Annotated in this window: 24 protein-coding genes; 15 read left to right on the top strand and 9 right to left on the bottom strand. The window is 75.1% G+C overall.

Translation table 11 applies throughout. The features are described from left to right. Positions 1-184: 184 nt before the first annotated feature. Entirely contained in the window at positions 185-805 is a 621-nt protein-coding gene (locus ACIG3E_RS21685) for a hypothetical protein (protein ID WP_399618764.1), read from the top strand. A 40-nt stretch (positions 806-845) separates the two neighbouring features. Here the strand turns inward: ACIG3E_RS21685 and ACIG3E_RS21680 are convergent, their stop codons facing one another. Further along, positions 846-2,012 carry an acyl-CoA dehydrogenase family protein gene (locus ACIG3E_RS21680; protein ID WP_399618760.1) on the bottom strand — a complete coding sequence of 389 codons (1,167 nt, stop codon included), beginning with the start codon at positions 2,010-2,012 and terminating at the stop codon, positions 846-848. 143 nt (positions 2,013-2,155) lie between these two features. Here ACIG3E_RS21680 and ACIG3E_RS21675 point away from each other — a divergent pair, with 143 nt between their 5' ends. Further along, entirely contained in the window at positions 2,156-3,979 is a 1,824-nt protein-coding gene (locus ACIG3E_RS21675) for a CoA transferase (RefSeq protein WP_399618758.1), read from the top strand. Between the two features lie 264 nt (positions 3,980-4,243). Further along, positions 4,244-5,899, top strand: coding sequence for a class I adenylate-forming enzyme family protein (locus tag ACIG3E_RS21670; RefSeq protein WP_399618756.1), 1,656 nt, complete (start codon positions 4,244-4,246; stop codon positions 5,897-5,899). A gap of 50 nt (positions 5,900-5,949) precedes the next feature. Here ACIG3E_RS21670 and ACIG3E_RS21665 read toward each other — a convergent pair whose 3' ends face one another. The 6 genes from ACIG3E_RS21665 to ACIG3E_RS21640 form a co-directional block, all read right to left on the bottom strand. Next, positions 5,950-6,771: a metal ABC transporter solute-binding protein, Zn/Mn family gene (locus ACIG3E_RS21665; RefSeq protein WP_399618754.1), complete on the bottom strand. Its 822-nt coding sequence runs from the start codon at positions 6,769-6,771 to the stop codon at positions 5,950-5,952. After that, complete coding sequence (locus tag ACIG3E_RS21660; protein ID WP_399618752.1) at positions 6,708-7,598, bottom strand: metal ABC transporter permease; 891 nt, start codon at positions 7,596-7,598, stop codon at positions 6,708-6,710. Before ACIG3E_RS21660 ends, ACIG3E_RS21665 begins: the two co-directional genes overlap by 64 nt. Then, positions 7,595-8,311, bottom strand: a complete 717-nt coding sequence (locus ACIG3E_RS21655) for an ATP-binding cassette domain-containing protein (RefSeq protein WP_399618750.1) — start codon at positions 8,309-8,311, stop codon at positions 7,595-7,597. The genes ACIG3E_RS21660 and ACIG3E_RS21655 overlap by 4 nt, the downstream gene beginning before the upstream one ends. Positions 8,312-8,428: 117 nt before the next feature. After that, the gene (locus ACIG3E_RS21650) at positions 8,429-8,923 is read right to left on the bottom strand and encodes a copper chaperone PCu(A)C (RefSeq protein WP_399618748.1); all 495 of its coding nucleotides are present in this window, start codon (positions 8,921-8,923) and stop codon (positions 8,429-8,431) included. Continuing rightward, complete coding sequence (locus tag ACIG3E_RS21645; RefSeq protein WP_399618745.1) at positions 8,920-11,202, bottom strand: heavy metal translocating P-type ATPase; 2,283 nt, start codon at positions 11,200-11,202, stop codon at positions 8,920-8,922. The genes ACIG3E_RS21650 and ACIG3E_RS21645 overlap by 4 nt, the downstream gene beginning before the upstream one ends. Then, the gene (locus ACIG3E_RS21640; RefSeq protein WP_399618742.1) at positions 11,202-11,435 is read right to left on the bottom strand and encodes a hypothetical protein; all 234 of its coding nucleotides are present in this window, start codon (positions 11,433-11,435) and stop codon (positions 11,202-11,204) included. The genes ACIG3E_RS21645 and ACIG3E_RS21640 overlap by 1 nt, the downstream gene beginning before the upstream one ends. Positions 11,436-11,622: 187 nt before the next feature. Here ACIG3E_RS21640 and ACIG3E_RS21635 point away from each other — a divergent pair, with 187 nt between their 5' ends. The 4 genes from ACIG3E_RS21635 (at position 11,623) to ACIG3E_RS21620 (ending at position 14,521) form a co-directional block, all read left to right on the top strand. After that, positions 11,623-12,003: a cell division protein SepF gene (locus ACIG3E_RS21635; RefSeq protein ID WP_030682464.1), complete on the top strand. Its 381-nt coding sequence runs from the start codon at positions 11,623-11,625 to the stop codon at positions 12,001-12,003. A gap of 141 nt (positions 12,004-12,144) precedes the next feature. After that, the gene (locus ACIG3E_RS21630; RefSeq protein ID WP_399618739.1) at positions 12,145-13,344 is read left to right on the top strand and encodes an ATP-binding protein; all 1,200 of its coding nucleotides are present in this window, start codon (positions 12,145-12,147) and stop codon (positions 13,342-13,344) included. A gap of 13 nt (positions 13,345-13,357) precedes the next feature. Beyond that, positions 13,358-13,681 (top strand): nucleotide pyrophosphohydrolase, encoded by a 324-nt coding sequence (locus tag ACIG3E_RS21625; protein ID WP_399618738.1) that lies wholly within the window; start codon positions 13,358-13,360, stop codon positions 13,679-13,681. Between the two features lie 339 nt (positions 13,682-14,020). Then, positions 14,021-14,521, top strand: coding sequence for a DUF6099 family protein (locus ACIG3E_RS21620; RefSeq protein WP_399618736.1), 501 nt, complete (start codon positions 14,021-14,023; stop codon positions 14,519-14,521). A 133-nt stretch (positions 14,522-14,654) separates the two neighbouring features. Here ACIG3E_RS21620 and ACIG3E_RS21615 read toward each other — a convergent pair whose 3' ends face one another. After that, complete coding sequence (locus ACIG3E_RS21615; RefSeq protein WP_399618733.1) at positions 14,655-14,873, bottom strand: hypothetical protein; 219 nt, start codon at positions 14,871-14,873, stop codon at positions 14,655-14,657. Positions 14,874-15,138: 265 nt separating this feature from the next. Here ACIG3E_RS21615 and ACIG3E_RS21610 point away from each other — a divergent pair, with 265 nt between their 5' ends. The 7 genes from ACIG3E_RS21610 to argF all read left to right on the top strand — a co-directional run bounded on the left by ACIG3E_RS21610 (position 15,139) and on the right by argF (position 24,411). Beyond that, the gene (locus ACIG3E_RS21610; RefSeq protein WP_399618730.1) at positions 15,139-16,062 is read left to right on the top strand and encodes an LLM class F420-dependent oxidoreductase; all 924 of its coding nucleotides are present in this window, start codon (positions 15,139-15,141) and stop codon (positions 16,060-16,062) included. 115 nt (positions 16,063-16,177) lie between these two features. Then, positions 16,178-16,654: a carboxymuconolactone decarboxylase family protein gene (locus ACIG3E_RS21605; protein WP_399618728.1), complete on the top strand. Its 477-nt coding sequence runs from the start codon at positions 16,178-16,180 to the stop codon at positions 16,652-16,654. A gap of 63 nt (positions 16,655-16,717) precedes the next feature. Further along, complete coding sequence (locus ACIG3E_RS21600; RefSeq protein WP_399618725.1) at positions 16,718-17,641, top strand: RNA polymerase sigma-70 factor; 924 nt, start codon at positions 16,718-16,720, stop codon at positions 17,639-17,641. A gap of 223 nt (positions 17,642-17,864) precedes the next feature. After that, a complete protein-coding gene (locus tag ACIG3E_RS21595) occupies positions 17,865-19,352 on the top strand; it encodes a 3' terminal RNA ribose 2'-O-methyltransferase Hen1 (protein ID WP_399618722.1) in 1,488 nt (495 codons plus the stop codon). After that, positions 19,349-21,874 (top strand): polynucleotide kinase-phosphatase, encoded by a 2,526-nt coding sequence (locus ACIG3E_RS21590; protein WP_399618719.1) that lies wholly within the window; start codon positions 19,349-19,351, stop codon positions 21,872-21,874. The genes ACIG3E_RS21595 and ACIG3E_RS21590 overlap by 4 nt, the downstream gene beginning before the upstream one ends. A 170-nt stretch (positions 21,875-22,044) precedes the next feature. Then, positions 22,045-23,274, top strand: a complete 1,230-nt coding sequence (locus ACIG3E_RS21585; RefSeq protein ID WP_366793720.1) for an arginine deiminase — start codon at positions 22,045-22,047, stop codon at positions 23,272-23,274. 120 nt (positions 23,275-23,394) lie between these two features. Beyond that, entirely contained in the window at positions 23,395-24,411 is a 1,017-nt protein-coding gene (gene argF / locus ACIG3E_RS21580; protein WP_399618717.1) for an ornithine carbamoyltransferase, read from the top strand. A gap of 89 nt (positions 24,412-24,500) precedes the next feature. Here the strand turns inward: argF and ACIG3E_RS21575 are convergent, their stop codons facing one another. After that, entirely contained in the window at positions 24,501-24,920 is a 420-nt protein-coding gene (locus tag ACIG3E_RS21575; RefSeq protein WP_399618714.1) for an ATP-binding protein, read from the bottom strand. A 247-nt stretch (positions 24,921-25,167) separates the two neighbouring features. Here ACIG3E_RS21575 and ACIG3E_RS21570 point away from each other — a divergent pair, with 247 nt between their 5' ends. Next, a complete protein-coding gene (locus tag ACIG3E_RS21570) occupies positions 25,168-25,995 on the top strand; it encodes an enoyl-CoA hydratase family protein (protein WP_399618711.1) in 828 nt (275 codons plus the stop codon). The last annotated feature ends 2 nt before the right edge of the window (positions 25,996-25,997 follow it).

The following is a 25,997-nucleotide window of genomic DNA, read 5'->3' as shown; positions in this document are numbered from 1 at the left end:
CCCCACCACCCCTGCGGACCCGCCCTCCCCACGAGCGGCGCGCCCCGCCCTGTCGGGCCACGCCCCCGCATCCGGCGCAGCCGCCGAGGCCCTGCGCGCCGAAGCCGCACGGGTCTGTCTCGATGCCTTCGACCCGGGTCTGGGCCTGGTCCCCTGGGGTGCGGCCTTCGGAGGGCCGAGGCTCGTGGCGCGGGCCGATGCCGTGCCCGGGCTCGTGCCGCTGCTCGCGGCGGCGGGGCCGCGCGGGGCGGAGGCCGCCGCCGCGCATCTGCACCGGCACCTGGACCTGTGCCGGGCCGGAGCCATGGCCTGGCGGTACGTGCCGGGCAGCGGCTGGTGCCCGCTCGCCGAACCGGCGCCCGGCTGGAGCCGGGGCCGCGCCTGGCTGCTGCTCGCGGTCGCGGACGCGCTGGCGCGCGCGGACAGCGAGGTCTGGCGCCCTGACCGGCTGCGCCGGGCGGCGACGTGGCTCGGCGCGCCCCCGGCTTTGGGGGAACCCCTCGTGCCGCCCGCCGACACCGCCGAGCCGGGCGGATTCCTCGACACCTCCGCCGCCGCGATCACCGCCGTCGCGCTGCTCAAGCTCGCCGAGCTGCCCGGCGCCGACGCCGGGCAGCTCACGCGCCGCGCGACCGCCGTCCTGCACCGCCTGGTGACCGCGCACCTGAAAGACGGGATGCTGCTCGACGGCTGCTACGACGCCGCCACCGGCACCGCCGAGCGGCACGAACTGGTCTGGGGCGACTACTTCTTGGCCCTCGGCCTCGCCGTCCTCACCGGCCTCGTCCGCCCCGGCGACGTATAGACGTAGACGTAGCTAGACGTAGCGCACGTAAGAGACGTGGCTACGCGTAGGTCTCCAGGACACGGCGCGCCACCGACGTGACGTGCAGCTCGTCCGGGCCGTCGAGGATCCGCGCCGCGCGTGCCGTGCGCAGGAGCGTGGGCAGCGGGGTGTCGGGGCCGAGCCCGGCGGCGCCGTGGACCTGGATCGCCGCGTCCACGACCTGGTGCAGGGCGCGGGCCGCGGCGACCTTCGCGAGGCCCACCTCGACGTGCGCGTCCTCGCCCGCGGCGAGCCGCGCGACCGCCTCGTGGACCAGCGGCCGCGTCGTCCGCAGCGCGAGCAGGGACTCGAAGACGTGCTGCTGCACGAGCTGGTGGGTCCGCAGCGGGCCGCGGGCGCCGCCCCGCGTGGCGGCGCGCCGGGCCAGCAGGTCGAAGGCCCGCTGGGCCTGCCCGAGCCAGCGCAGGCTCCGCAGCGTTCGGCCGAGCTGGAGCCGTTCGGCGGCGACGGCGAGGCCCGCGCCGCGCTCGCCGACGAGGTGGTCGCCGGGCACGCGGACGTCGTCGAGGGCGATCTCCCACTGGCCGCTCGCCCCGAGCACGGGCAGCTCGCGCACGACGCGGAAGCCGGGCGAGCGCGTCGGCACGACGAACAGGGACAGGCCGCGGCGGTCCCGCGGCGCGCCGTCGGTGCGGGCGAGCACGGTCACCAGGTCCGCGCCCGCAGCCCCGGACGTGAACCACTTGCGGCCGCTGACCACCCAGTCCCCGTCGGTCCGCCGCGCCGCCGTGGTCGCGGTCAGGAACGGGTCGGTGCCGGGGCTCTCCGGCTCGGTCATCGCGTAGCAGGCGCGCAGCCCGCCCGCGACAAGGCCGGGGAGATACGCGGCCCGGACGCGGTCGCTGCCGTGCCGCAGCAGCATCCGTACGTCGAGCAGCGGCGCGGAGCCGAGCGCGGCGGGTCCGTGGTCGCTGGCGCCCTCCGCCTCCGCGTGGCGCGCGTACGCGCTCAAGTCGAGCCCCTGGCCGCCCAGTTCGGCGGGCAGCGGCAGCGCCCACAGGCCCGCGTCCCGGGCCAGGGCCCGCAGCGCGCGCAGCGCCTCGTCGGCCTCGGGCCCACCCGCGTCCAGGACGTCCTCACGGGGCATGACGTGCTCCCGTACGAACGCCCCGACGCGCTCGCCGAGCCCCGCGTCCCTGCCGTCCCGCTCCTTCGACTCCGTCACTGACGCCACCGCTTCCTTCCGTTCGCCGGGAACCCGCGGGCCCGGGCGCCCGACTGACTCTCCAGGGAACTGGTCGGGCGCCGACGCCCCCGAGTTCCCGCCTTCGCGGCGGCCGCCGCACCGGAAGAGGAGACACGACGGACATGACCCAGGCAGCGTCACACGACCTCACCGCACGGGCCGGGGCGCGGCCCCTCGACGCGCTGCGCTGCGACATCGGCGGGCCGCCGGAGCTGACCGGTGTCGTCGAGGCGCACCTGCGGCTGCTCGGCGCGCACACGGCCCGGGCCGACGAGGCGGCCGGTCCCGGCCGCGCGCTGCTCTGCGGCGGTGGCTTCGGGCCGCTGAAGGCCGAGGTCCTGTGGGCCGACCCGATGGGCCCGGCGCGCGACGCCGTGGCCCCGCTCGCGGACGCCGCTCCCGGCGGCCCGGGCCCCGGCCTGGTGCACGACGAGGCCACCGCCCAGGCCGTCACCGGTGTCATGTCCGTGCACGGGCGCCGCGACGGCTCCCCGCGCGGCCTCGGCGTCGACTACACCGCGACCGCCGCGGGCGTCCTCGCCGTCCAGGGCCTGCTCGCCGGGCTGCTCGCGGAGGCCCGCGGCGGATCGGCGGGCCGGGTGACCACGAGCGCGGTGCGCGCGGGCCTGCTCGCCGTCTCGCAGTACGTCGCTGCGGCCGGGGCCGACGAGGGCGAGGCGGCGCCGCTCGCGCCGGGCGGGCCGCCGTTCACCTCCGCCGACGGCGTGGTCTTCGAGCTGGAGACCCTCGACCCCGGCGCCTGGGCCGCGTTCTGGCGGGCCCTCGGCGCGCCCGCCGACGCGCTGCGCGCGGGCTGGCGCCCCTTCCAGTTCCGGTACGCCACCGCCTGTGCGCCCTTGCCCGAGGCCCTGCACACCACCGTGTCCGGCGCCGTCTGGAGCCGGATCCAGGCGGCCGCCGCCGCGTCCGGAGCCGAGGTGTGCGCGCTGCGCACGCTCGCCGAGCGCGCCGCCGAGCACGACCACGCGCCGCCGTGGACGCTCACGCCGTACGGCCCCGGCGGGCCCGTGACACACCGTCAGATCCCTACCGCCGACCGGCCCTTGGCCGGGATCACCGTCCTGGAGGCGGGGCGCCGCATCCAGGCCCCGCTGGCCGCGCACCTGCTGCGGCTGCTCGGGGCCGACGTCGTGCGGATCGAGCCGCCGGGCGGCGACCCGCTGCGCGGCATGCCGCCCGCGTGCGGCGGCGTCTCCGCGCGCTGGCTCGCCCTCAACCGCGGCAAGGACGCCGTGGAGGCCGACATCAAGTCCCCCTCCGGCCGCCGCCGACTGCGCGACCTCGCCGCCGACGCGGACGTCTTCCTGCACAACTGGGCGCCGGGCAAGGCCGCGCGGCTCGCCCTGGACGCGGACGACCTCGCACGGGTCAACCCCGGCCTCGTGTACGCGTACACGAGCGGCTGGGCGGGCCGGATCGACGGCGCGCCCATGGGCACGGACTTCATGGTCCAGGCGCGTACCGGCGTCGGCGAGGCCGTGCGGCCCGCCGACGAGCCGCCCGCGCCCTCCCTGATGACGCTCCTCGACGTCCTCGGCGGGCTGCTCGGGGCGGAGGCCGTGCTCGCGGGGCTGCTGCTGCGCGAGCGGGGCGGGGGGCGGGGCGTGCGGGTCGACTCCTCGCTGCTCGGGGCCGCCGACCTGCTGGTCGGGCCCGCGCTCGCGCGGGGCGCGCGCCGTCCCGCCGGGTTTCGGCGGCCGCTGCGGACGGCTGACGGGTGGGTGGCTGCTGGGGACGGGTGTGCCGGAGCCGTCGCCGCGTACGACCTGGGCGGTCTGGCCGTGGGGGACGCGGTGCGGTTGCTCTCCTCCCATGGGCTGGGGGCCGCCGTGGTCGCCCCCGGGCCGGGGGCGCTCCTTCCGGGGGTGCTCGGGCGGGACGCGCACGGGGCGCCGGTGGTGCCGGACCCGTGGACCTTCGGCTGACGCTCGTCTCCTCGCGGGGCGCCCCAGACCCGCCCCTTCCCGCTTCCTGGGGGCTCCGCCCCCAGACCCCCGCTCCTCAAACGCCGGAGGGGCTGACAACACAGCCGCAACCGGCGACAGTTCCAGCCCGTCCGGCGTTTGAGGACGAGGCGCGGAGCGCCGAAAAGCGGGGGCACGGGGGCGCAGCCCCCGGATCGGGAAGGGGCGGGCCTGGGGCGTCCCACGTGGGCGCCTCACCCTTCACCCACCCCTAAGGAGCCCCCCATGCCAACCACCCTCCACGACCTCCTCCCCGCCGCCCTCCGCAGGAGCTGGGCGGTGGAGGGGGTCTGCCCCGACCTCGACCTGTACAGCCTGTTCCGGGCGCGGCAGATCGGTGATCCGCATCGCGCGGCCGTCGTCGACGGCAAGGGCAAGCTCTGTTACACCTGCCTGGACCGCAAGGTCCGCTGTCTGGCCGTCGGGCTCAGAGGGCTCGGCATAGGGCCGGGCGACGTCGTCGGCGTGCAGCTGCCCAACGGGCGCGACGCGGTCATGACGGACCTCGCCCTCGCCGCCCTCGGCGCCATCGCGCTGCCCTTCCCCGTCGGCCGGGGCACGGCGGAGGCCACGAGCCTGCTGCGCCGCGCGGAGGCCGTCGCGGTGGTCGCGGCGGCGGAGCACCGGGGCGCGCACCCGGCGCGGGCGCTCGCCGAGGCGCGGGCCGCCCTGCCCGCGCTGCGCCACGTCGTCGCGGCGGGCCGGGGCCCTCAGCCCGAAGGGGCGCCCACCTTGGGGGAGTTGCTGCGACGCGACCCGAAGGACTTCGTGGCCGCGCGGCCCGACCCGGACGGCCCCGCCCGCATCCTGGTCTCCTCCGGATCCGAGGCCGAGCCGAAGATGGTCGCGTACTCGCACAACGCCCTCGCGGGCGGCCGGGGCAACTTCTTCGCCTCGCTCATGCCCGCCGGGGCGAGGCCGCCGCGCTGCCTCTTCCTGGTGCCGCTGGCCTCGGCGTTCGGCTCCAACGGCACGGCCGTCGCCCTCGCCCGGCACGGCGGCACGCTCGTCCTGCTCGACCACTTCACGCCCGAGGCCGCGATCGCCGCGATCCGGGAGCACGAGCCCACGCACGTCCTCGGCGTACCGACCATGGCGCGGATGATCCTGGACCGGCTCGCGGCCGACGGCGGGACGCTGCCGCCGCCCACCGCGCTCGTGCTCGGCGGCTCCCCGCTGGACGCCACCACGGCGGCCGCCGCGCGGGAGGCCTTCGGCTGCCCCGTCGTGAACCTCTACGGCTCCGCCGACGGCGTCAACTGCCATACGGGCCTTGACGGGTACGCGGAGGGCTCCGCCCCGGAGCACGGCGTCGTGGCGGGGCGGCCCGACCCCCGCGTCGCCGACATCCGCGTCGCCGACCCCGCCACCCACGAGCCCCTGCCGGACGGCGCTGTCGGCGAGATCGTGGCGCGCGGCCCGATGACCCCGCTGTGCTACGTCGGCGCCCCCGAGCTCGACGCCCGCTACCGCACCCCCGACGGCTGGGTCCGCACCGGCGACCTCGGCCTGATCGACGACGGCGGCGTGCTGCACGTCGTCGGCCGCCTCAAGGACGTGGTGATCCGCGGCGGCGCCAACATCAGCCCGGCCGAGGTGGAGCGCGAGCTGAGCGCCCACCCGCTGATCCGGGACGTGGTGTGCGTCGGCGTCCCCGACCCGGTCATGGGGGAGCGGCTCGCGGCCTGCGTGGTGCCCGCCTCCGGCGTCCCGGCCGGGGCGCCCCTGACCCTCGACGCGCTCGGCGAGCACCTCGCGGGGCGCGGCCTCCACCGGGCCAAGCACCCCGAACGGCTGCTGCTCGTAAAGGAGTTGCCGCTGACCCCGGCGGGCAAGCCGGACCGGAAGGCCCTGCGGGAGCGGGCGGTCGCCGGTTCCTGACGCGGCAGGGGCCCCGCCGGTTCCCACCGGCGGGGCCCCTGCCGCGCGTGCTACTCCGCCCGCAGCGCCTTCTTCAGCTGGGCCGCCGCGTTCCGGTACACCGGCAGCAGGTCCAGGTCGTCCCCGGGGTAGTTGACGATCTTCAGCTGCTCGGCGCCGGAGCCGGGCAGGACCGTGCCGGTCGACATGTGCGCGTTGTCGAGCACAAGGGCGGGCTTCTTCGCGGCCAGCTCGGCGACCTGGGAGGCCTTCACGGGCTCGGGGCCGTACGTGCCGACGGTGCGGGCGCCCGCCATCCGCGCGGACCAGGCGGTGAAGACCTGGCTGACCGCGGTGGGCGCCTTGCCGCCGGGCCAAGCCGACTTGAGGTCCGCGGACAGCTGCGCGTACTCCCGCTCGAAGGAGGTCTTCCACTTCTTCGCGGACACCTCGGTGCCGAAGAGCCCGCCGAGCCGGGTGACCTCGCCCGCGGCCTTGCCCGCGTCGTTGTCGAGGTCGACCTGGACGAGCTCGGCCTTCGAGCCCGCCGCCTCCTTGATCTTGTCGGCGTACGGCTCGAAGGGCGCGTACAGCACGAAGTCGGCCTTGGCGACCGCCGCGAGGTCGGAGGGCTTGGGGTCGTAGTCCGGCGCGTGGTGCGTGGACGGCGGCACCAGGACGGTGACGTCCTTGGCCCCGGCGGCCTTGGCGAACGCGCCCTCCCAGGTGGTGGTGGCGACGACCACGGGCCCGCCGCCCTCGCCCGCGTCGGTCTTCTTCGGCTGGTTCTCGTCGGCGCAGGCGGTGGCCGTGAGGGCGAGGGCGGCGCTCAGTGCCACGGCCCCGGCCGTGCGGGAGAGGTGCGGGGGGATGCGGACGCCGGTGCGCGCCATGAGGTGATGCTCCGTTCGGGGATGAGGTGGACGGCGAGGACGACGGCCCCCGCCAGCAGGACGAGGACGGGCCCGGGAGGCCAGTCCAGCCACAGGGCGAGCAGGAAGCCCGTGGCGTTCACGACGACGCCGATGGCCACGGCCCACAGCGCGATCGTGGTGAGCCGGTTGCCGAGGCGGCGCGCGGCGAGCGCGGGAAGCAGCGTGAGCGCGTCGACGAGCAGCGCGCCGGTCAGCTTGATCGCCCCGCCCACCGCGACGGCGACCAGGACGAGAAGGACCACGGTGAGCCCGCCGACGGGCACCCCGGAGCACTGCGCCAGCTCACGGTCGTACAGCAGCAGCGCGAGGTCGCGCCGCCGCCAGAGGAACAGCGCCGGTACGGCGACGGCGAGCACCGCCACGACGACGATGTCGGCGGTGGTGACCGACAGGATCGACCCCCACAGCAGCGCGAACGCGCCGGAGGCGTTGACCCCGGCCACCGAAAGGACGAGCAGCGCGGCCGCGATGGCCATGCTCATCAGCAGGCCCATCGCGCCCGACAGGCCGTCCGGCGTGCGGGCCAGGGGCGCCACGCCCGCGCCCGCGAGCGCGCAGGCCACCAGGGCGCACAGCATCGGGTCGAGCCCGGTGAGCAGCCCCACGGCGATGCCGAGCAGCGCGACGTGCATCATCGCGAACCGCACCGGCATGATGTCGAGCCCGACGATCACGACGCCGACGATCGGCAGGCCGACGGCGGCGAGCAGCAGCGCGAACCCGGCGCGCCGCACCGGCACGAGCTGGAGCATGAGGCCGAGGTCGGCGGTGGCGATCGCGGTCATGAGCACGCCTCCGGTGGTGTTTTGAGCCCGTCCGGCGTTTGAGGACGAGGCCGCAGGCCGATGGCCGTCGTCTCGGGGCGGTAGCCCTCGCGCAGGCGGCCCGCCGCCATGTCCAGGACGCGGTCGCACCGCGCGGCGAGCGTCCGGTCGTGCGTGACGACCAGGAGCGTGACGGGCAGCGAGGTGAGCAGTGCGGCGGCCTCCTCCTGGCCCGTGAAGTCCAGGGCGGCGGTGGGCTCGTCCGCGAGCAGCACCCCCGCACCGGCGGCGACGCAGCCCACCGCGCGCGCCAGATAGGTCCGCTGGAGCTGGCCGCCGGACAGGGTGTGCAGCGGCTTGCGGCGAAGCCCGCCGACGCCGAGGCCTTCCGCCGCGTCCGCCGCCGGGCCCGGCGCGCCGCTGGAGTCCAGCAACTCGCCCGCGAGCAGCGGGAAGCGGCCCGTCGCGGGCTTCTGCGGCACCCACGCGCAGGCGCGCCGCCGCCAGGCCCGGTCGGCGGCCGAGCGGGTGCCGCGCCCGCCGACGAGGACCGTGCCGCGGGTCTGCCGGTGCAGCCCGAGCACGGCCCGCAGGAGCGTGGACTTGCCGGAGCCGTTCGTCCCGGTCAGGGCCACGCGCTCGCCCGCCGCGACCTCCAGGTCCACGCCGTCCACGGCGACGACGCGCCCGTGCCCGCAGGTCACGTCGCACAGCCGTACCTCAAGCCCGCCCATCGGCCCTCACGCGCCTTCCTTCCGCCGCCTCGGCTCACGCCGTGTGCGGCAGTAGTCGGACGGTGGGCGCGCGGAGTTCCCGTACGACCCCCAGGAGTCGCGCGGCGCGGGGCGCGGTCAGCTGCCGGGCCGCACCACCAGGGCCGTCACCCGCACCTCGCCGCTGCGGCGGAACGTCAGGACGAACGGCACCTCGGCGCCAAGACGCAGGGCCCGCTTCGGGCGGAGCATCACGTCGAGCCCGTCGGGCCTCATGGTGATGCGCCTGCGCGCGGGCACGGTCGCCGACTCGACCATCCGCATGGACTCGACGCCCTGGCCCGGCCGCTCCACGGTCCGGCTCAGCATGACGCCGTCGGCGGCGGGCGAGCGCACGGACTCCAGGACGTCGTCGGAGTCGCCGGAGTTGGTGATCCGGAAGAACGCGGCGGTCTCCGCGACGCTGCCGTAGGTCAGGAACACCCGCCCGTCCGTCACCGAGATCCGCGCGGGCCCGCCCGCGGCACCGGCCGCGACCCAGGCCGTGAGCCCGCCCAGGGTCAGCGCGGCGGCGAGGACGGGCGCGAGCGCGGCGAGCAGGCCGGGGCGCAGGCGCGCGTACAGGGAGCTCATCGATGGTTCCTTCCCCGGGCCGCGCGCGGCACCGGCTCCCACGTCCGCAGGCGCAGGCTGTTGGCGACCACGAGCAGGGAGCTCGCGGACATGGCGACGGCCGCCGTCATCGGGCCGAGGCGGCCCACCGCGGCCAGCGGCACGGCGAGCGCGTTGTAGCCGAACGCCCAGACGAGGTTGGCGCGGATCGTGGCCAGGGTGCGCCGGGCGAGCCGGACGGCCACCGCGGCCGCGCCGATGTCGCCGCCCGCGAGCGTCACGTCGGCCGCGCCGATCGCCGCGTCGGTGCCGCAGCCCATGGCGATGCCCAGGTCGGCGCGGGCGAGCGCGGCGGCGTCGTTCACGCCGTCGCCGAGCACCGCGACGCGGCGGCCCGCGGCGCGCAGTCGGCCCACGAGCGCGGCCTTCTCCTCGGGCGTGCAGCGCGCGTGCACCTCGGTGATGCCGAGTTCGGCGGCCACGGCGTGCGCGGTCGCCGCCCGGTCGCCGGTGGCGAGCACCGGCTCGACGCCCAGGCGCCGCAGCCGGTCCACGGCGCGGTAGCTGCCGGGCCGCAGCACGTCGCCGACGGCGACGAGCGCCTCGTCGACGCCGTCCACGCGGACGAGGACGGCGGTGCGGGCGGCCTCCTCCGCCTCGGCGAGCGCGGCGGCCAGCTCCTTGGGCAGCGCGTCGCCGGGCACGCGCACCTCCACGCGGCGGCCCTCCACCACCCCGCCGACACCGGTGCCGGGCGTCGCCAGGAAGCCGTCCACCGGCGGCAACGGCTCGCCCGCAGACCGCTCCTGCGCGTACGTCACCAGGGCGCGGCCCAGCGGGTGCTCCGAGCCCTGCTCCACGGCCCCGGCGAGCCGCACCACCGCGTCCTCGCCGAGGCCGCCGGGCACGGCGGTGACGCGCGCGACGGTCATGTTCCCGGTGGTGAGCGTGCCGGTCTTGTCCAGGACGACGGTGTCGACGTGCCGCAGTGTCTCCAGGGCCCGCGGCCCGCTGACGAGGACGCCGAGCTGGGCGCCGCGCCCGGTGGCGGCGAGCAGCGCGGTGGGCGTGGCGAGGCCGAGCGCGCAGGGGCAGGCGACGACGAGCGCCGCCACGGCCGCGGTGACGGCGGCCTGCGGGTCGGCCCCGGCGCCCAGCCAGAAGCCGAGCACGGTGACCGCGAGGGTGAGGACCACGGGCACGAACACGCCCGCCGCGGCGTCCGCGAGGCGCTGGGCGCGGGCCTTGCCGGTCTGGGCCTCCGTCACCAGCTTCGTGATCCGCGCCAGTTGGGTGTCCGCGCCGACCGCCGTGGCCCGGACGACGAGCAGCCCGCCCGCGTTGACCGCGCCGCCGACGACGGCCTGCCCGGCGGCGGCCTCCACCGGTTCGCTCTCGCCGGTGACGAGCGACACGTCGAGCGCGGACGCGCCCGAGACCACCACGCCGTCGGTGGCGACGCGCTCGCCGGGCCGCACGGTGAACTCCTGGCCCACCCGCAGCAGCCCGACGGGCACGCGCCGCTCGCCGCCGTCCGGGCCGCGCACCGCCACGTCCTTGGCGGCGAGTTCGGCGAGCGAGCGCACCGCGGCGCCCGTGCCGTGGCGGGCCCGTGCCTCCAACAGCCGTCCGGCGAGCACCGAGAGCGGCACCCCGACCGCGGCCTCCAGATACAGGTGCGCGGCCCCGCCCCCGGCGGACGGCAGGAACGCGAAGGGCATCCGCATGCCCGGCTCGCCCGCCCCGCCGAGGAACAGCGCGTACGCCGACCAGGAGAAGGACGCGGCGACGCCGAGCGACACCAGGGTGTCCATGGTGGCCGCCCCGTGCCTGAGGCCCCGCAGCGCCCGCTGGTGGAAGGGCCAGGCGCCCCACACCGCCACCGGCGCCGCGAGGACGAAGCACAGCCACTGCCAGTGGCGGAACTGCCAGGCGGGCACCATCGACAGGGCGAGCACCGGCAGCGAGAGCAGCGCGGTGACGAGCAGCCTGGTGCGCTCGGCCCGCGCTCCGTCGTCCTCGGCGGCCCCGCCCGCCGCCCGCTCGGGCGCGGGCGGCGCGGACACCTCCGCCGTATAACCCGCCCGTACGACGGCCGCGACCAGCTCCTGCGCGGTGGTGTCGGCCGGGTGCGTCACGTGGGCCCGCCCGGTGGCGAGGTTGACGCTCGCACTGACCCCGTCGAGCTTGCCGAGCCGCTTCTCGACGCGGTTCACGCACGCGGCGCAGGTCATGCCGCCGACGACCAGGTCGGTGGTCGTCACCTCGGCCGCGGGGGCCGTACCGGTGGCGGTGCCCATCAGCCGTGCCCCCCGTGCCCGCCGCCGTGGCCGCCGGAACCGCCGCCTCCGGAGCCGCCGTCCCCGTCGGACGTCGAGGACCGCATGCCCGGCGCCACCGGTCCCACGGCGTCACCGACTTGGTACGCGACGACGAACACGACGGCGAGCAGCGCGAGGAACCCGAGCAGGGCGGGCGGCGGCCGCCAGGCGCGCGGCGGGGGTGACCCGGACGGTCTGGACGGACTGGGCATCGGCGCTCCCGAGACTGAGGCGGTGGCGCGGGCAGGGGACACCCGGCGCCGGGCAGGTGGTCGGGCGCGCGGGCGCGGAAGTTCCCGCCGCGGTGTCCTCCTCGTGTCGCAATTGGGCCAACCGGGTGAAGTGGCGTAAGAATTGCCTGGTACAGACGTTGAGGACGAGCCAGGACGGGGTTGCTCTGTGACCAGCAACGAAGCCACCGACGAACAGTGGGAGGGGCTCGCGCAGGTCGTGCCGCTGCGCGGTCGCAACGAATGGCCGTCGTGGCCGGGGCACCGCTCGCTGCCCGACGCCGAGACCGAGACCCGGCGGCGCTTCGTCGTCACCCGCGTCAACGTCTTCTCCGACGCCCGCGAGGTCGCCGAGAACCTGATGGCGCAGATCCCCGTCCTCCTCGACCTCAGCGGCGCCGAGACCGAGACCGCCAAGCGGGTCCTCGACTTCAGCAGCGGCGTCGTCTTCGGCCTCGGCTGCGGCATGCACCGGGTGGAGAAGAACGTCTTCCTGCTCTCGCCGCCCGACACCGAGGTGCAGGGCCTGGTGGAGGCGGCCACCGTCTGACCGGGACCCCGGCGGGCATCGCGCGTGCTCCGTAGCCCAACCGCCCAGCTCACACGGCCCCTTGGGTGGTGATCGCCCGATCGGGCGAAGGTCGGCCGGGCAAAACGGTTCGCCTGATCCACTGCGGCCTAGCTTCCGTGCATGACTGTGCACTCCCGCCGGACGTTCGCGCAGGATCCAGCGGCCCTGGCCCGGGACAAGCCGCGCGTCACCGAACTGCGGCTCTCCGCCTTCGCCGGGCACCGGGCCGCCGCGTTCCCGCTCGGCCCGCTCACGCTCTTCTCGGGGCCGAGCGGCAGCGGCAAGACCAGTGCACTGCGCGCGTACGAGGCGCTCGCGCGGCTCGGCGCGGGCGCCGAACTCGTCGACGTGTTCCCGCAGCCCGCCCGCTGCGTGCCCGAGCGGGCCCGTGCCGACGGCCAGGCCCGCCGCGGCTTCCGCATCGGCTGCACCGTCGACGGCCCCGCGGGCCCCGTCCGCCTCGACGTCGCCGTGCAGGCCGAGCCGGAGCTGCGCATCGCGGGCGAGCGCCTGACCCGCGACGGGCTCACCCTCCTGGAGACCGCCCTGCGCGACCCCGGCCGCCGCGCCGTGCAGGCCTCCTGGCACACGGCGGGCGCCGCGCCGGTCACCCGCGCGCCGCTGCCCGACGACCGGCTCGGCACGGCCCTGCTTCCGCTGCGCGTCGCGGGCAAGACCGACGGGCAGCGGCTCGTGCTGGCCGCCGCCGAGCAGGTCGTCGTCGCGCTGCGGTCGGTGTTCGCCTGCGACCCGCGCCCCGCCCGGATGCGCGAGCCGGTGGCGGTGGGGGCGGAGGGCCTCGCGGGCGCGGGCCGACTGCTGGGGGGCTGCGACAACCTCGCCGAAGTCCTGTGGCGCACCCGCGCCGAGTGCGGCAACCGGCACGCCCAGCTCGTCGCCGCCCTGCGCGCCGGGTGCGCGGGGCCGGTCGTCGACGTCCTCGCCGAGCAGGCGGGCGACGGCGCCCTGCGCGCCGTGCTCGACCGCGGGGACGGGGTGCGGACGTGCGTGGGGCGGCTCGGCGACGGCGAACTGCGCTATCTGGCGCTCGCGCTCGTGCTGCTCACCGGCCCCCGGGTCCTGGAGGTCGACCCGGTCGCGGAGGTCCCGGAGGCGTACCAGAGCCTGACCGTCCTCGCCGACGGCTTCGACCGCTGCCTGGACCAGCGGCAGAAGCGGGCCCTCGCGGACCTCGCGGCCCGCGCGTGCGGGCGCGGGCACATCCGCCTGATCGGGGCCGTCGCGGACGCCACCTGGGCCGCGGCGGCCGACGGCGTCACCGTGGTGAACCTCGGACGGACGCGCTGTCACGGGATGTAGTTGACTGGGGCCCGTGACCGATCAAGACATCACGGGACTGCAGCACCGGCTGGCCGAGTTCGCCGCCGCGCGGAACTGGGAGCAGTACCACACGCCCAAGAACCTGGCCGCCGCGCTCAGCGTCGAGGCCTCCGAACTCGTGGAGATCTTCCAGTGGCTGACGCCGGAGGAGTCGGCCCGCGTCATGGAGGACGCCGACTCCGCCCACCGCGTCACGGACGAGGTCGCGGACGTGCTCGCCTACCTCCTCCAGTTCTGCGCGGTGCTCGGCGTCGACCCGCTCAAGGCGCTCGCGGCGAAGATCGAGCGGAACGAGCAGCGGTTCCCGGCGCCCTGAGGCGCCGCCCGGCGCACGCCCCGGGCCCCCTGCGGCGCACGCCTCGCGGGGCGCCCCGCGTACGCCCCGACGGCCGCGGGCGCCCGGCGTCAGGCGATCCGCTGGGCCCAGCAACCCCGTAAGTCCGCCGCTGTCACCACCCGTTGGACAGCCGGAAAGAGGGCCCAAGACACCTCTTCGTCACTCTCCGGAGTGGATGCCTTGTCCACACTCAGATTTTTGTCCACAGATTTCAGGCTTCCTCTGGCTTTTCGAACGGAAGGCGCTCACTGTGGGTAGTGAACAAGGGAGTTCTGGTGTACGTGCCGCGAGTGGGCGCGGGATGAATGGGGACGGCGCATGGATGCGATGAGGCTCATCGAGGCGACGAGATGCGCCTTGGCGCGCAGTCAGGAGCCCGCGGCCATCGTGGCGGAGGTGTGGCAGTCCCAGGCTCTGGCCCAGGCGATAGGACATCGCCTCGCCGTCGCGGGCCCGCCGGAGTTACGGGGTGAGGCGCTGGGCCTGAGCGAGCTGAGCGGCCGGGGCTGCGGCCTCCTGGACCCGCCCCGCTCCCAGGCGGAGGAGATACGGGCGGCGGGCCTGACGGAGATAGGGGACGCACACGACACCCTGCTCGGCCTCGGCGCTCTGCTCGCCGAGGCCGGGATCGCCCTCGTCTCGGTGGCGATGGGCGCCGAGGACGAGGGCCTGTACTGGCAGTGCATGGAGTCGATCGACGCGGCCGACGAGTCCAGGGACCGCGTGGTGGAGATGCTCCGCCGACTGGCGGCCCGCGAGCGGACCCTGTCGGCCGAGAGCGACTGCGAGAAGTGCACCGGCACCGTCCTCGAAGGCTGACGCCTCCCGGGCCCGGCCGGACGGCCGACACCCCCGGCCCGGCCGGACGGCCCGCACACAGAGCGCTGGATGTACGGGCCGCCGGTCTTCGGGGGAAGCACCCCAAGGGGGGCGCGGGTCTGTGCCCGCGGGGTCAGGCGCGGGGCTGGTCACCCTCCGGCGTGGGCGGCCGGGTGGACTGCTGAAGGTCGGCGTCCAGCTGCGTCAGATCCGCGTTGAGCGCTGCCATCAACTCTTCCATCTGTTGCAGCAGGCCCTTGGGCGCGCCCTGCGGCCCGGCCGGGGGCAGGGCGCGTTGCTGCTCTGGCACGACGTGGTCGCGCGCCTGCTCGGGCACGGCTTCCTGGGACATCACGGCCTCCTCGGCCCGCGCCCCGCGCGGGGCGGAAGCGTCCCGGCCCGACGAGGCAGTTCATGCGGCGGACGCGCCGACGGTGGCCGCCGGCGCGGGTGCCGGGCGGCCCGGCTCCGCCCGAGCCAACGATCACCGGCTCGGGGGAGTCACTGGCACGGACCCGCCCCGGCCGCCGGGTTGACGGACTTTCACCCGACCGGTGCCGGTGGGGACCGGCGGGACAGACGAGGTTGACGGGCGTTCGAGCGTGCAGGATGGAGACATGGATCTGCGCATCTTCACAGAGCCCCAGCAGGGGGCCACCTATGACACCCTCCTCACCGTCGCCAAGGCCACCGAGGACCTCGGCTTCGACGCCTTCTTCCGGTCCGACCACTATCTGAAGATGGGCTCGGGCGACGGCCTGCCGGGGCCCACCGACGCCTGGATCACGCTCGCCGGGCTCGCCCGCGAGACGCGGCGCATCCGGCTCGGCACGCTGATGACCGCGGGCACCTTCCGGCTGCCCGGCGTGCTCGCCGTCCAGGTCGCGCAGGTCGACCAGATGTCCGGCGGCCGGATCGAACTGGGCCTGGGCGCGGGCTGGTTCGAGGAGGAGCACAAGGCCTACGGCATCCCCTTCCCCAAGGAGAAGTTCGCCCGCCTGGAGGAGCAGCTGGCGATCGTGACGGGCCTGTGGGACACGCCCGTGGGGCAGACGTTCTCGTACGACGGCACGTACTACCAGCTGACCGACTCGCCCGCGCTGCCCAAGCCCGCGCAGAGCAGGGTGCCGGTCCTCATCGGCGGCCACGGCGCCGTGCGCACCCCGCGCCTGGCCGCGCGCCACGCCGACGAGTTCAACATCCCCTTCGCCTCCGTGCAGGACAGCGAGCGCCAGTTCACACGCGTGCGCGAGGCCGCCGAGCAGGCCGGGCGCAAGGGCGGCGACCTGGTGTACTCCAGCGCCCTGGTGGCCTGCGTCGGCAAGGACGACGCGGAGGTCGCCCGGCGTGCCGCCGTCATCGGCCGCGAGGTCGACGAGCTCAAGGCCAACGGCCTCGCGGGCTCCCCGGCCGAGGTCGTCGACAAGATCGGCCGGTACGCGGAGATCGGCGCGAGCCGGATCTACCTCCAGTGCCTGGACCTGTCCGACCTCGACCACCTGGAGCTGATCTCCTCGCAGGTCCAGTCGCAGCTGGCGTAGCCCCGGCCGCCACGCTCGGCGGCGGGAGACCCAGGTCACATCCGTCCATGTCACAGGGGTCCGGGCCACCTCGTCCCAGGGGGTGTAGGCACGGACCACCACGAAGGAGCACACCATGGACGCGCGACTGAACTACTTCGGCAGCCCGACCGCCGGGAAGGCCCTCAAGTACGTGATGTCGGCGGGCAAGACGCTCAAGGAGTCGCCGCTGCCCGCCGAGACACAGGAGCTGGTGGCGCTGCGCGTGAGCCAGATCAACGGCTGCGCCGCCTGCATCGACATGCACACCAAGGAGGCCGCCGCGGCCGGTGAGAGCGCGGTGCGCCTGCACCTGGTCGCGGCGTGGCGGGAGGCCACAGTCTTCACCGAGGCCGAGCGCGCCGCCCTGGAGTTCGCCGAGGAGGCGACCCGGGTCGCGGACGGGGCGGGCGGGATCGGCGACGCGGTGTGGGCGCGCGTCGCCAAGCACTACGACGAGGAGCAGCTCACCGTCCTCGCCCTGCACGTCTCCTTCATGAACATGGCCAACCGGATGAATATCATCGCCCAGCAGCCCGCGGGCGACTACGAGCCCGGGCAGTTCCAGCACTGAGCACCACTGAGCACCATGCCCGGGGCCCGGCGGCGGGCCCCGGGCCGGGGGAGGGAAGTCGGCGTGAGCAAGGTCGAGGAGTTCGAGGAGCTGCGGTCGCTGCTGTTCTCGATCGCCTACCGGATCCTGGGCAGCGTGAGCGAGGCGGAGGACGCGGTGCAGGAGGCGTGGCTGCGCTTCGACGCCTCGCCGACCCAGCCCGTGTCGGCCAAGGCGTTCCTGTCCACCACGGTGACCCGGATCGCCATCGACGTGCTGCGCTCCGCGCGGGTGCGGCGCGAGGAGTACGTGGGCCCGTGGTTCCCCGAGCCGCTGCTCAGCGACCCGTATCAGGACCCGGCGCGGGCGGTGGAGCTGGCCGACTCGGTGTCGATGGCGGCGCTGCTGCTCCTGGAGCGGCTCAGCCCGCTGGAGCGGGCGGTCTTCCTGCTGCGGGAGGTCTTCGGCTTCGGGTACGACGAGGTGGCCGCCGCGGTGGGCCGCTCCGAGGCCGCGTGCCGACAACTGCTCGTGCGGGCCCGCAAGCACATGGAGGCCGGACGGCCGCGGTTCGAGGCGGACCGCGCGGAGCGGCAGGAGCTCGCGACGCGGTTCTTCGACGCGCTGAAGGACGGCGACGTGGGCGGCCTGCAGGACCTGCTCGCCGCCGACGTCCAGCTCGTCGGGGACGGCGGCGGCAAGGCCCCGCAGCTCGCCCGGGCCGTCGTGGGCGCCCAGAACGTGGCCCGGCTGCTCGGCACGGTCTTCCCCTGGCTGTTCAGGATCGACGTGACGTGCGAACCGCACGAGATCAACGGCCAGCCCGGCGCCGTCGTCCGCGACCGCGACGGCAAGGTCCTGCACACCCTGTCCCTCGACGTGCTCGACGGGCGGATCCAGACCATCCGCTCGGTCGTCAACCCCGACAAGCTCGGCCACATCGGCCCGGTCGCCGACGCCTGGGCCGTCGACCGCGAGGTCAAGCGGGTCCGCGGCGGGCGCGGCTGACCCCGGGGCCCGCGCGCCCCGGGCCGGGGCGGCCGCGTCGAAATGCCCGGGTGCGTTCGCGCTGTTCGAGGTACGTTTGGGCGGACGCGCCGGGGGAGGGCGCCGTACCGGCGAGCTGACCGCGGACGGCGCACACGCACGGACACGAGGGCCGGGGAAGGACCCAGCCGTGATCGCCCACGCGCGCCCGTCCGATCCGAGCCGATACCAAGGCAGACCCACCGTGTTCCTGACGCTCAGCACGACCGGCAGCCCCGAACGCCCCGCGACCGACCTCGGGTTCCTGCTGCACAAGCATCCCGGCAAGGCGCAGGCGTTCTCCACGTCCTACGGACGCGCGCACGTCTTCTACCCCGAGGCGAGCGACGAGCGCTGCACGGCGGCGCTGCTCCTCGAGGTGGATCCGCTGGCGCTCGTACGGCGGGGCAAGGGCCGCGGCGGCGCCCCGGACGCGGCCCTCGGGCAGTACGTGAACGACCGTCCGTACGCCGCCTCTTCGCTGCTCGCCGTCGCGCTCAGCGCGGTGTTCTCCAGCGCCCTGCGCGGCGTGTGCAAGGCCCTGCCCGAGCGCGCGGCGCAGCCGCTGCCGCTGCGCGCGGAGGTGCCCGCGCTGCCCGCGCGCGGCGGGCCCGACCTGGTGCGCGCCCTGTTCGAGCCGCTGGGCTGGACGGTGCGCGCCGAGCCGGTGGCCCTGGACGAACGCTTCCCGGAGTGGGGTGACTCGCGGTACGTGCGCCTCGTCCTCGACGCGCCGGACGGCACGCTCACGCTGAGCGAGGCGCTGCGCCACCTGTACGTGCTCCTTCCGGTGCTCGACGACGCCAAGCACTACTGGGTCTCGGCCGACGAGGTCGACAAGCTGCTGCGCGCAGGCGAGGGCTGGCTCGCGGAGCACCCGGAGCAGAAGCTGATCACCAGCCGCTACCTGTCCCGCCGCTGGTCGCTCACGCGCGAGGCGATGGAGCGCCTGGAGCTGGTGCGGCTCGCCGACGCGGACGACCGCGACGTCACGGAGGTCGACAACGCCGTGAACGAGGACGTCGACACCGAGGAGCAGCCGGTGCCGCTCGCCGTGCGGCGCCGCGAGGCGATCCTCGCGGCCCTTGAGGACGCGGGCGCGGCCCGGGTGCTCGACCTCGGCTGCGGCCAGGGCCAGCTGGTGCAGGCCCTGCTCAAGGACGTGCGGTTCACCAAGGTCGTCGGCGTCGACGTGTCGATGCGCGCGCTCACCGTGGCGGCGCGGCGGCTGAAGCTGGAGCGCATGGGCGAGCGCCAGGCCGAGCGCGTGGAGCTGTTCCAGGGCTCCCTGGCGTACACGGACAAGCGCCTGAAGGGGTATGACGCCGCCGTGCTCAGCGAGGTCGTCGAGCACGTCGACGTGGAGCGGCTGCCCGCCCTGGAGTACGCGGTGTTCGGCGCGGCCCGCCCCCGCACCGTCCTGGTGACCACGCCGAACGTGGAGTACAACGTGCGCTGGGAGTCCCTCCCGGCGGGCCACGTCCGCCACGGCGACCACCGCTTCGAGTGGACCCGCGCCGAGTTCCGGCGGTGGGCGCGGTCGGTCGCCGGGCAGCACGGCTACGACGTCGCGTTCGAGCCCGTCGGGCCGGACGACCCCGAGGTGGGTCCGCCCACGCAGATGGCGGTGTTCACCCGGGGCGAGCAGCCCATGGGCCACGGCGGCGACCGTGCCAAGGAGGTGGCGGCATGACCAGGACCCTGTCCGTCACCGACCTCTCCCTCGTCGTGCTCGTCGGCGCCTCGGGCTCGGGCAAGTCGACGTTCGCGCGGCGGCACTTCAAGCCGACCGAGGTGCTGTCGTCGGACTTCTGCCGCGGCCTCGTCGCCGACGACGAGAACGACCAGGGCGCGAGCCGCGACGCCTTCGACGTGCTGCACTACATCGCGGGCAAGCGCCTCGCCGCGGGCCGCCGCACCGTCGTCGACGCCACGAGCGTGCAGAGCGAGAGCCGCAAGCAGCTGGTCGAGCTGGCCAGAGCGCACGACGTGCTGCCCATCGCCATCGTGCTGGACGTGCCCGAGGAGGTCTGCGCCGCGCGCAACGCCTCCCGGAGCGACCGCGCCGACATGCCGCGCCGCGTCATCCAGCGGCACACCCGCGAACTCAAGCGCTCGCTGCGGCACTTGGAGCGCGAGGGCTTCCGCAAGGTGCACGTCCTCCGGGGCGTCGAGGAGGTCGACGCGGCCGAGGTCGTCACCGAGAAGCGCTTCAACGACCTCACCCACCTCACCGGCCCGTTCGACATCGTCGGCGACGTCCACGGCTGCGCGAGCGAGCTGGAGTCCCTGCTGACCCGGCTCGGCTACGTCGACGGCGTCCACCCCGAGGGCCGCACGGCCGTCTTCGTCGGCGACCTCGTCGACCGCGGCCCCGACACGCCGGGCGTCCTGCGCCGGGTCATGTCCATGGTCGCCGCGGGCAGCGCCCTGTGCGTGCCCGGCAACCACGAGAACAAGCTCGGCCGCCACCTCAAGGGCCGCAAGGTCCAGCACACGCACGGCCTCGCGGAGACGATCGCGCAGCTGGACGGCGAGAGCGAGGAGTTCCGCACCCGGGTGCGGGAGTTCGTGGACGGGCTCGTCAGCCACTACGTCCTGGACGGCGGCAGGCTCGTCGTCTGCCACGCCGGGCTGCCCGAGAAGTACCACGGCCGCACCTCGGGCCGGGTCCGCTCGCACGCGCTGTACGGCGACACGACGGGCGAGACCGACGAGTTCGGGCTGCCCGTGCGCTACCCGTGGGCCGAGGAGTACCGCGGCCGGGCGGCCGTCGTGTACGGCCACACGCCGGTGCCCACGGCGACCTGGCTGAACAACACGATCTGCCTGGACACCGGGGCGGTCTTCGGCGGCAAGCTCACCGCCCTGCGCTGGCCCGAGCGCGAACTGGTCGACGTACCGGCCGAGAAGGTCTGGTACGAACCGGCCAGGCCGCTGCGCACGGACGCGCCCGGCGGTCACGATGGGCGCCCCCTCGACCTCGGTGACGTGCACGGCCGCCGGGCCGTGGAGACCCGCAACGCCGGGCGGGTGACCGTGCGCGAGGAGAACGCGGCGGCGGCCCTGGAGGTCATGAGCCGCTTCGCGGCCGACCCGCGCCTGGTGCCGTATCTGCCGCCGACCATGGCGCCGACGGCGACCTCGCAGCGCGAGGGCTACCTGGAGCACCCGGCGGAGGCGTTCGCGCAGTACGCGGCGGACGGGGTCGCGCGGGTGGTGTGCGAGGAGAAGCACATGGGCTCCCGCGCCGTGGCCCTGGTCTGCAAGGACGCGGACGCGGCCCGCGAGCGGTTCGGCGTGGACGGGCCCACGGGCTCGCTCTACACCCGCACCGGCCGCCCCTTCCTCGACGACCCGGCGCTGACCGAGGAGATCCTCGACCGGATGCGTACGGCCGTCGGCGCGGCCGGTCTGTGGGCGGAGCTCGACACCGACTGGCTGCTGCTCGACGCCGAGCTGCTGCCCTGGTCGCTGAAGGCCACGGGCCTGCTGCGCACCCAGTACGCCGCCGTGGGCGCCGCGTCCGGCGCGGTCTTCCCGGACGCCCTGAACGCCCTGGAGGCGGCCGTCGGGCGCGGCGTCGACGTCGGCGACCTGCTCGACGCGCAGCGCGAACGGGCGGCGGACGCGGCCGCGTTCACCGACGCCTACCGCCGCTACTGCTGGCCGACCGACGGGCTCGACGGCGTGCACCTGGCGCCGTTCCAGATCCTCGCCGTCCAGGGCCGGAGCCTGGCCGCGCTGCCGCACGACGAGCAACTGGCCCTGATCGACCGCATGGTGGAGCACGACGGCTCGGGCCTGCTGCGCACCACGCGCCGCCTGTACGTGGACACGGGCGACGAGGAGTCGGTGCGCGCGGGCGTCGACTGGTGGCTGGAGATGACCGGGCGCGGCGGCGAGGGCATGGTCGTCAAGCCGGTCGGCGCCCTCGTCCGCGACGGCAGGGGCCGCCTGGTCCAGCCGGGCATCAAGTGCCGGGGCCGGGAGTACCTGCGGATCATCTACGGACCGGAGTACACGCGCCCGGAGAACCTGGCGAAGCTGCGCGGCCGCGTCCTCGGCCACAAGCGCTCGCTCGCGATCCGGGAGTACGCGCTCGGCCTCGAGGCCCTCGACCGGCTCGCGGAGGGCGAGCCGCTGTGGCGGGTCCACGAGGCGGTGTTCGCGGTGCTCGCACTGGAATCGGAACCGGTGGATCCGCGTCTGTGACGTGACGTGGGACGCGCGGTACCGGTGTCCCGCCGGGCAGGACGCCCGGCGGGACACTCCGCGGCGGCACCCGCCGGGACACCGGCAACGCGGCGCGTTGTGATGTGTTCTGGACGTGTTCTGGTCGCCTTGGACGCGTGTCCCGGCCGTCGAGAGGTGAGGATGGGGGCATGGGATTCCACGTCGACTCCGAGGCCGGGCGGCTGCGCCGCGTCATCCTGCACCGCCCGGACCTGGAGCTGAAGCGCCTGACCCCCACCAACAAGGACGCGTTGCTCTTCGACGACGTCCTGTGGGTGCGGCGGGCGAGACAGGAGCACGACGGCTTCGCCGACGTCCTGCGCGACCGGGGGGTGACGGTCCATCTCTTCGGCGACCTGCTCACCGAGGTGCTGAACGTGCCCGCGGCCCGGCAGCTCGTCCTGGACCGCGTCTTCGACGAGAAGGAGTACGGCCCGCTCGCCACCGACCACCTGCGCGCCGCCTTCGAGGCGCTGCCGTCGGGGGAGCTGGCGGAGGCGCTGGTCGGCGGCATGACGAAGCGGGAGTACCTGGAGCGGCACCCGGAGCCCACGTCCGTGCGCTTCCACTGCATGGACCTGGACGACTTCCTGCTCGGCCCGCTGCCCAACCACCTGTTCACGCGCGACACCTCCGCGTGGATCTACGACGGCGTGTCGATCAACGCGATGCGCTGGCCCGCGCGGCAGCGCGAGACCGTCCACTTCGAGGCGATCTACCAGCACCACCCGCTCTTCCACGGCCAGGTCGGCCACGTCTGGTCGCAGGGGCAGGCCGACTACCCCTCCACCATCGAGGGCGGCGACGTCCTGGTGATCGGCAACGGCGCGGTGCTCATCGGCATGAGCGAGCGCACCAAGCCGCAGGCCGTCGAGATGCTCGCGCACAAGCTGTTCGCGGCGGGCTCGGCGCGCACGATCGTGGCCCTTGACATGCCCAAGCGCCGGGCCTTCATGCACCTGGACACGGTCATGACGATGGTCGACGGAGACACGTTCACGCAGTACGCGGGCCTCGGCATGCTGCGCTCGTACACCATCGAGCCGGGTGTCGACGAGCGCGAGCTGAAGGTCACCGACCATCCGCCGGAGCACATGCACCGGGCGATCGCGGCGGCCCTCGGCCTGGACCGCGTCCGGGTCCTGACCGCCACGCAGGACGTGCACGCGGCCGAGCGCGAGCAGTGGGACGACGGCTGCAACGTCCTCGCGGTCGAGCCGGGCGTCGTCGTCGCGTACGAGCGGAACGCGACGACCAACACCTATCTGCGCAAGCAGGGCATCGAGGTCATAGAGATCCCGGGCAGTGAGCTGGGCCGGGGCCGGGGCGGGCCGCGCTGCATGAGCTGCCCGGTGGAGCGCGACCCGGTCGGCGGCTGAGCGGGTCGGGCCGGGAGCCGACGGGGGCCCCGGGGAGGGGCCCGGGAAGAGGGGTGCATACATTTGTGGTCGGTCGTATAGACTTCCAGTATCACGTATCCGCACCCCAGGAGCGCCCCCATGGCGAACGGCCCGACCAGCCTCGACCTCACCGGCCGCCACTTCCTCAAGGAGGTGGACTTCACCGCCGAGGAGTTCCGAGGTCTGCTCGCCCTGGCCGCGGAGCTGAAGGCCGCCAAGCGCGAGGGGCGCGAGCGGCGGCGGCTGAGCGGCAAGAACATCGCCCTGGTCTTCGAGAAGGCCTCGACGCGCACCCGCTGCGCCTTCGAGGTGGCCGCCGCCGACCAGGGCGCGGCCACGACCTACATGGACCCCTCGGCCTCGCACATCGGGCAGAAGGAGTCCGCGAAGGACACCGCCCGCGTCCTCGGCCGGATGTTCGACGCGATCCAGTACCGGGGCGACGCCCAGGCGACGGCCGAGACGCTCGCCGCCCACGCGGGCGTGCCCGTCTACAACGGCCTGACCGACGACTGGCACCCCACGCAGATGCTCGCCGACGTCCTCACCATGACCGAGCACTGCGCCAAGCCCCTGGAGCGGATCGCGTACGCCTACCTCGGTGACGCCCGCTTCAACATGGGCAACTCCTACCTGGTCACCGGGGCCCTGCTCGGCATGGACGTACGGATCGTGGCGCCCCGGGCCTACTGGCCCGCCGAGCACGTGGTCGCCCGGGCGCGCGGTCTCGCCGAGGCCAGTGGTGCCCGGATCACGCTCACCGAGGAGGTCGCCGAGGGCGTCGCGGGCGCGGACTTCGTCGCCACCGACGTCTGGCTGTCCATGGGGGAGCCCGCGGAGGTCTGGGACGAGCGCATCCGCGACCTCGCGCCGTACGCCGTGACGATGGACGTCCTGCACGCCACCGGCAACCCGGGTGTGCGGTTCCTGCACTGCCTTCCGGCCTTCCACGACCTGGAGACGACGCTGGGGCGCGCCCTGTGCGAGCGCCACGGCCTGAGCTGGCTCGAAGTCAGCGACGAGGTCTTCGAGTCCCCCCACTCGGTCGTCTTCGACGAGTCGGAGAACCGCCTCCACACGATCAAGGCGGTCCTGGTCGCCACGCTGACGCCCTGACCTGGCACCCCGCCCTTCATCGCGCTGGCGCGCTCGTCCTCAAACGCCGGACGGGCTGAAAGTCTCCGGTGCGGGCCTGGGGAGCCCCGCTAGGGGGCTGCCGTCAAGGTGAACCAGACCGCCTTGCCCGAGGCGGTCGGGCGGTGGCCGCAGGCCGTGCTCAGGGTGCGGATCAGGAGCAGACCGCGGCCGTGCTCCTGCCAGGGATCCGGCTCGCAGCCGGGACCGGGGACGGAGAGGTCCCCGGGCGGGGTGGGGTTGGAGTCCCGGACCTCCACCTGGCACTGCGTCGGCAGCAGCTCGATGAGCAGCTCTATCGGCGCGTGCCCCGGCGCGTGCTCCACCGCGTTGGCCACCAGCTCCGCCGTGAGCAGCTCGGCCGTGTCGGTGTCCGCCGTGGAGCCGATGTCGATGAGCGCCGTGCGGACCAGGGCGCGCGCGATCGGCACGGCGGCCACCGTGTGCGGCAGCGCGATGCGCCAGCTGGCGGGGGAGTGCGGTTCGGGCACGTGTGGGTCCGTTCGGCGAGCAGGTGGTCCGGTGCGGTCCTGCCTTCAACCGTACGAATCCTAAGCGGAGGGGCGACAGGGTCCTTGGTCGGGCCTTCCCAGGGGCACCGGCACGCCTGTCACCGGCCGGTCCCGCCCGGCTGATATCGCGCACTCGTGACGACAGTCATGGAACGGTGATAACTTCGAAAGGGGAACCCCCCGTCAGGGAACCCCCCGTCGCACTCCGCCGAGGAGGCCGCACGTCATGAGTCCCTTCACCGGCTCCGCAGCCCGCACCCCCGAGTGGGAGCATCTGCGCCTGACCGTCGACGAGGGCGTCGCCACCGTCACGCTCGCCCGCCCCGACAAGCTCAACGCGCTCACCTTCGGCGCGTACGCCGACCTGCGCGACCTGCTCGCCGAGCTGTCCCGTACGCGGTCCGTGCGCGCCCTCGTGCTCGCGGGCGAGGGCCGCGGCTTCTGCTCGGGCGGCGACGTGGACGAGATCATCGGCGCCACCCTCGCCATGGACACCGCCCAGCTGCTCGACTTCAACCGCATGACCGGCCAGGTCGTCCGGGCCCTGCGCGAGTGCCCCTTCCCCGTGGTCGCCGCCGTGCACGGGGTGGCCGCGGGCGCGGGCGCGGTCCTTGCGCTCGCCGCGGACTTCCGGGTCGCGGACCCGTCGGCGCGGTTCGCGTTCCTGTTCACCAGGGTCGGTCTGTCCGGCGGCGACATGGGCGCCGCGTATCTGCTGCCGCGCGTGGTCGGGCTCGGGCACGCCACCCGGCTGCTGATGCTCGGCGAACCGGTGCGCGCCCCCGAGGCCGAACGGATCGGCCTGCTCAGCGAGCTGACCGACGAGGGCAGGGCCGACGAGGCCGCCGCCGCCCTCGCCCGCCGCCTCGCCGAGGGCCCGGCCCTCGCGTACGCGCAGACCAAGGCCCTGCTCACCGCGGAGCTCGACATGCCGCTCGCGGCCTCCGTGGAGCTGGACGCGGCCACCCAGGCGCTCCTCATGAACGGCGAGGACTACGCCGAGTTCCACGCGGCCTTCACCGCGAAGCGCGACCCGAAGTGGCGGGGGCGGTGACC

The organism is Streptomyces sp. NPDC053474 (genome assembly GCF_044544845.1).
Classification (GTDB): Bacteria; Actinomycetota; Actinomycetes; order Streptomycetales; family Streptomycetaceae; genus Streptomyces.
The sequence above is the reverse complement of the archived record's forward strand: the minus strand, read 5'-3'. Positions and strand labels throughout refer to the sequence as shown.

Bases quoted from the DNA above. Each gene is read 5' to 3' on its own strand.
- ACIG3E_RS21675 (WP_399618758.1), top strand. From the start codon at position 2,156: ATGACCCAGGCAGCGTCACACGACCTCACCGCACGGGCCGGGGCGCGG.
- ACIG3E_RS21670 (WP_399618756.1), top strand. From the start codon at position 4,244: ATGCCAACCACCCTCCACGACCTCCTCCCCGCCGCCCTCCGCAGGAGC.
- ACIG3E_RS21665 (WP_399618754.1), bottom strand. From the start codon at position 6,771: ATGGCGCGCACCGGCGTCCGCATCCCCCCGCACCTCTCCCGCACGGCC.
- ACIG3E_RS21660 (WP_399618752.1), bottom strand. From the start codon at position 7,598: ATGACCGCGATCGCCACCGCCGACCTCGGCCTCATGCTCCAGCTCGTG.
- ACIG3E_RS21655 (WP_399618750.1), bottom strand. From the start codon at position 8,311: ATGGGCGGGCTTGAGGTACGGCTGTGCGACGTGACCTGCGGGCACGGG.
- ACIG3E_RS21650 (WP_399618748.1), bottom strand. From the start codon at position 8,923: ATGAGCTCCCTGTACGCGCGCCTGCGCCCCGGCCTGCTCGCCGCGCTC.
- ACIG3E_RS21645 (WP_399618745.1), bottom strand. From the start codon at position 11,202: ATGGGCACCGCCACCGGTACGGCCCCCGCGGCCGAGGTGACGACCACC.
- ACIG3E_RS21640 (WP_399618742.1), bottom strand. From the start codon at position 11,435: ATGCCCAGTCCGTCCAGACCGTCCGGGTCACCCCCGCCGCGCGCCTGG.
- ACIG3E_RS21630 (WP_399618739.1), top strand. From the start codon at position 12,145: ATGACTGTGCACTCCCGCCGGACGTTCGCGCAGGATCCAGCGGCCCTG.
- ACIG3E_RS21620 (WP_399618736.1), top strand. From the start codon at position 14,021: ATGGATGCGATGAGGCTCATCGAGGCGACGAGATGCGCCTTGGCGCGC.
- ACIG3E_RS21615 (WP_399618733.1), bottom strand. From the start codon at position 14,873: ATGTCCCAGGAAGCCGTGCCCGAGCAGGCGCGCGACCACGTCGTGCCA.
- ACIG3E_RS21610 (WP_399618730.1), top strand. From the start codon at position 15,139: ATGGATCTGCGCATCTTCACAGAGCCCCAGCAGGGGGCCACCTATGAC.
- ACIG3E_RS21605 (WP_399618728.1), top strand. From the start codon at position 16,178: ATGGACGCGCGACTGAACTACTTCGGCAGCCCGACCGCCGGGAAGGCC.
- ACIG3E_RS21590 (WP_399618719.1), top strand. From the start codon at position 19,349: ATGACCAGGACCCTGTCCGTCACCGACCTCTCCCTCGTCGTGCTCGTC.
- ACIG3E_RS21585 (WP_366793720.1), top strand. From the start codon at position 22,045: ATGGGATTCCACGTCGACTCCGAGGCCGGGCGGCTGCGCCGCGTCATC.
- argF (WP_399618717.1), top strand. From the start codon at position 23,395: ATGGCGAACGGCCCGACCAGCCTCGACCTCACCGGCCGCCACTTCCTC.
- ACIG3E_RS21570 (WP_399618711.1), top strand. From the start codon at position 25,168: ATGAGTCCCTTCACCGGCTCCGCAGCCCGCACCCCCGAGTGGGAGCAT.